The 4,765-nt window shown below is 40.9% G+C and carries 3 protein-coding genes; 1 reads left to right on the top strand and 2 read right to left on the bottom strand.

Annotation, left to right across the window (positions count from 1 at the left end):
• The first annotated feature begins 555 nt into the window (after positions 1–555).
• Positions 556–1,938: a hypothetical protein gene (locus QZR70_RS08445; RefSeq protein ID WP_295794479.1), complete on the top strand. Its 1,383-nt coding sequence runs from the start codon at positions 556–558 to the stop codon at positions 1,936–1,938.
• 411 nt (positions 1,939–2,349) lie between these two features.
• Here the strand turns inward: QZR70_RS08445 and glmM are convergent, their stop codons facing one another.
• Both glmM and QZR70_RS08435 read right to left on the bottom strand, forming a co-directional pair.
• A complete protein-coding gene (gene glmM, locus QZR70_RS08440; protein WP_295794478.1) occupies positions 2,350–3,702 on the bottom strand; it encodes a phosphoglucosamine mutase in 1,353 nt (450 codons plus the stop codon).
• A 169-nt stretch (positions 3,703–3,871) separates the two neighbouring features.
• The coding region (locus QZR70_RS08435) for an FAD-dependent protein (protein ID WP_363661713.1) at positions 3,872–4,765 on the bottom strand (894 nt) is incomplete at its 5' end.

The raw sequence follows: 4,765 nt of genomic DNA, 5'->3' as shown, positions 1-4,765 counted from the left end.
ACGATACCGCACATAAGTATATCCTCCTATAACTGGGGGTATTTCTAGCCCCAGCCAACAACTAAGGCTAACAAATTACTATTCTAACTTAACAATCTAAGTTAATGTTCAAATTATGTATCAAATAATATTTGAATACAATTCATTCAGATACACTTTGTCCCCATCGTTACCAATGGGCTTTTTAATATCTGTTACGACATGAATATGCCGGAAGAGCATCCGCTGATGATTCGATCACCCTTCACCTCGTCTACCCTAACGACTGCCTTCGTGGGTACTTGCGCTATTCGCCTTTACGAATTAGGGAACTCCTTTCTATAAGATACGGCAGATCTTAATAGTATACATCATATACCAATCTATATTATACGTGATAAGTAATGATGAAAGCAAGATATCCTCATCGACATATCTAAACATCACGATTAGTATTCGTTTATAAACCCCATGTATCATTCATACTATTTTCACAGATAATTACTATACTTCTTACAATCTTAATTTTACACAATTCGATTTTATCGCGCAATAAATATTTGGAGGTTATTATATATGACACATTCACGTAATTATAAAACTTTAAGACGTTTCATCGTTCCAGCTTTAGCGGGCGGCGCCCTCGCAGCACTAGCCTTTGCCCCTACCTTTGGTGCAGAACCAATACAAGCTAATGTTCCAACACAAAGCATATCTGCCCCTAAGGCTGATGTGCCTAACGCTAATACACCTAAAAACGATGTACCTAGACCAGATGATGTAAAGACAGGAGAAATTAATGAACCAACGCCTCATAAGGAAGGCGATCCTAGTACTTTCAAAGGCACATCTGTGATTAGTGAAAGTCAAACATTAGAACACCAACGGTTCGACAATACTACAAGCGACCAAAATGCTTTCATCGGAAAAAACAAAGCTACTATTATCATCGATAGTAGCGTATTTGATAAACAAGGCAATACCACAAATGATGATAACAGTAACTTTCGCGGACAAAACGCAGTAGTGCTCGGCATCGAAGGCAGTCAAACGAGCATTAAAAATAGTAATATTACATCTAATAGCATTGGATCTAATGCGGTATTTGCCACTGGCGAAGGATCTGTTATCAACGTAGAGAACACTAATATTCACACAAAAGGTGATTCCTCTCGCGGCTTAGATGCAACATACAAAGGCACTGTAAACGGTAAAAATTTAACCATCACCACTGAAGGAGCTCACTCTGCTACGCTCGCTACAGACCGTGGCGAAGGTACCATTACTGCAGAGGCAGCTAAGCTTACAACCTCTGGTGCGGGTAGCCCTGTCATCTACTCCACTGGTAATATTACAGCAAACAGTATCAACGGCGTAGCTAACAAGAGTGAAATAGGCGTCGTAGAAGGTAAAAACTCCATTACCCTTACGAACTCTAATGTTACAGGCTACCATGACAATGGTTTCATGCTTTACCAAAGTTTCTCCGGTGATGCCGAAAGCGGTATTGCTCGTTTAAAAGCAGAAAATAACACACTCACAACTCATGGTACAGGCGCGTTCATCTATGTAAACAACACCACTGCCGAAGCAGACCTTACAGGCAACACAATCTTAATGCCAAATACTACCACACTCGTGAAAGCTGCAGCAGACTCCCGTTGGGGTAAAGATGGTGAAAACGGTGGTCACCTCACACTTCGCGCATCCAACCAAGAACTTAACGGTAACATCGTAGCTGACTCCATCAGCACTGTCTCACTAGACATGACAAATGGATCTAGTCTCGTTGGCGCTGTAAACACAAACAACACAGCTAAAGAAATTACAATGAAACTCAGCAAAGACTCTACCTGGACACTCACAGGCGACAGCTATGTAAAATCCTTAACAAACGAAGACACAACAAACAGTAACATTCACTTGAATGGATACAAACTCGTTGTGGCTGATAAATAATAACAAAAGCACTACTCTGAATTATTACAATTCAAAGTAGTGCTTTTTCAGTTCATTTCTCGCTATATCGCTATAATAACATAAATTACATCCTATATATGTACCTATAGTAACAGCAACACAGTTCTTAACTATATATAAGATGAATTGCATCATCTCGTCTATCCTCCCCCTCATATGCGAAATAACTCTTAATGAGTAGAAATGGTATAATGCAGAAATATTTGCGCCATAGTGACGGTTCCATTCGGTAACCATCCTAAATAAATATAAAATAAATACCCTCCTATATATGTTCCTGCAGCGACTTTACGTAGGACGGAGCAAAGGGACATATATAGGAGGGTATACCTTTAATATGAAATTGTAGAATGGAACCAAACGGAGTAGTATCAAACTACTCATTAAGAGTTATTCGGCCACCCCTTGTTCTCTACCGATAATATCAGCAATTTCTTGGCATAGTGCTTGTAGTTCTTCTTGGTTAGGACCTTCTGCCATTACGCGAATGAGTGGTTCTGTACCAGATGCACGAACTAGAACGCGGCCTTCATCACCAAGTTCACCTTCCGCTGTTACGATGGCAGCTTTAATAATATCATTGTCTTCCCAACCTGTTTTTGTAGCAACACGAACGTTGATAAGAACTTGAGGATACTTAGTCATAATGCCAGCCAACTCAGAAAGTGGTTGATTTTTTTCTTTCATAAGAGCTGCCACTTGAACAGCTGTTAACATGCCATCACCAGTTGTATTGTGATCTAAGAAGATTACGTGACCAGATTGCTCACCACCAACGGAGAGATCATGTTCACGCATGTATTCCAATACATAACGGTCACCAACAGCAGTAGAAACTGTTTTCATTCCTAGTTCTTCTGCCGCTTTATGGAATCCAATATTACTCATAACAGTACCAACTACAGTATCATCTTTGAGTTTGCCTTCTTCTTTCAATTTAAGCGCACACAATAGCATGATTTGGTCACCATCGAGAACTTGACCTTTTTCGTCTACCAATAAGCAACGGTCCGCATCACCATCGTTAGCGATACCAAGGTCTGCATTGTGTTGTTGTACAGCCACTTGTAAGCCTTCGATATGTGTAGAACCACAGTGATCATTGATATTCAAGCCATCTGGATTTACGTTGATGTTAATTACTTTAGCGCCAAGACCAGATAAAATTTCAGGACCTACGCTAGATGCAGCACCGTTCGCACCATCATATACGATAGTCAAACCTTCAAGGGATGTATCAACTGTGTGGCGAACAAAGTGAGCGTAGAAATGAGCTAAATTGCTATTGTACTCAATGGTACCAATGCCATCACCTGTAGGACGTGGCAATTCATTATCTGCACTTTGACGAACATATTGTTCTAATTGATCTTCTACTTCATCTGGCAATTTATAGCCATTGCCATCAAAGAATTTAATACCATTATCTGGATATGGATTGTGAGATGCAGAAATAACAGCACCTGCATCAAAGCCTTGTTGACGTACAAGGTAAGCTACTGCTGGAGTCGGAATAACACCGGCAATTACAACATTGCCACCAACAGAGCAAATACCGGATGCTAACGCACTTTCAAGCATAGAGCCAGAAATACGCGTATCACGACCAATCAAGAATGTAGGATGGTCTTTTTCTTTACCAAAATATGTAGCCGCTGCACGGCCTAAATGATAGGCTAATTCAGGTGTTAAAAATTCATTAACAACACCACGTACACCATCTGTACCAAATAAACGAGCCATAATTATCCTCCTCTAGGGATTGTGAAAATCACAAATCCTCATATATTCACTGTTGTGTATTATATCACAATATATACACCACACATATATATACTATATAGATATAGTATTTTACAGTACCAAAATGAACCTATACTGTAGTTTACTTCACAATACATTCTACTACTAACTAGTTAGGTTTTGCATATTTTGCCATGCATATAATGGCAGTTTCTGCTCCATCAAGGGCTGCACTCATAATACCGCCAGCATAGCCTGCACCTTCCCCCATAGGATAAAATCCACCTACAGTTGGAGAAATACGTTCTTCATTACGCCCCATGCGAAGCGGCGCAGAGGTGCGTGTTTCAACACCAGTCATGCATACCGCAGGATCATCAAATCCATGAATACGTCGTCCCCAATACGGCAATGCCCGTTCCAACACGGACGTTACGAATGGTGGCAAGCAATCATGTAAATCGCAATTTACTACACCTGGTTCATAGCTATATGTGCTATCTTGTACATCTGTTGCTTGTGAAAGCCCCAAAAACTGGCCTACGGTCTGAGCTGGTGCATGGAAGTTAGAGCCACCTAATTCATAAGCTTTACGCTCCCATTCACGTTGGAATGCTACACCATCAAGTGGATGATTACCAAAGTCATCAGGCCCTACATTAACTACGATAGCACTGTTCGCAACACCGCTATCACGAGCATATAAACTCATGCCATTAACAACAACGCCACCATTTTCGGACGCTGATGCTACAACTTGACCACCTGGGCACATACAGAAGCTATACGCTGTACGGCCTGTTTCTTTATCGTGGTACACAAGAGAATATTCCGCTGCACCAAGACCCAAGCTGGATGGTTCTACACCATATTGAGACTCGTCAATGATAGCCTGATCATGTTCAATACGAACACCGATAGCAAATGGTTTTGCCGTCATTTCTACATTACGTTTATGTAACATTTCGTACGTATCGCGTGCACTATGGCCTACACCAGAAAGGACAACCAAACCTACATTAGAGAATGCCATTCCGGCAATATACTGAGCTACAGCCATACC

The organism is uncultured Veillonella sp. (genome assembly GCF_900545205.1).
In the GTDB taxonomy this organism is placed as follows: Bacteria; Bacillota; Negativicutes; order Veillonellales; family Veillonellaceae; genus Veillonella.
Note: the sequence above shows the minus strand (reverse complement) of the source record. Positions and strands in the feature narration are given on the sequence as shown.

Bases quoted from the DNA above. Each gene is read 5' to 3' on its own strand.
- QZR70_RS08445 (WP_295794479.1), top strand. From the start codon at position 556: ATGACACATTCACGTAATTATAAAACTTTAAGACGTTTCATCGTTCCA.
- glmM (WP_295794478.1), bottom strand. From the start codon at position 3,702: ATGGCTCGTTTATTTGGTACAGATGGTGTACGTGGTGTTGTTAATGAA.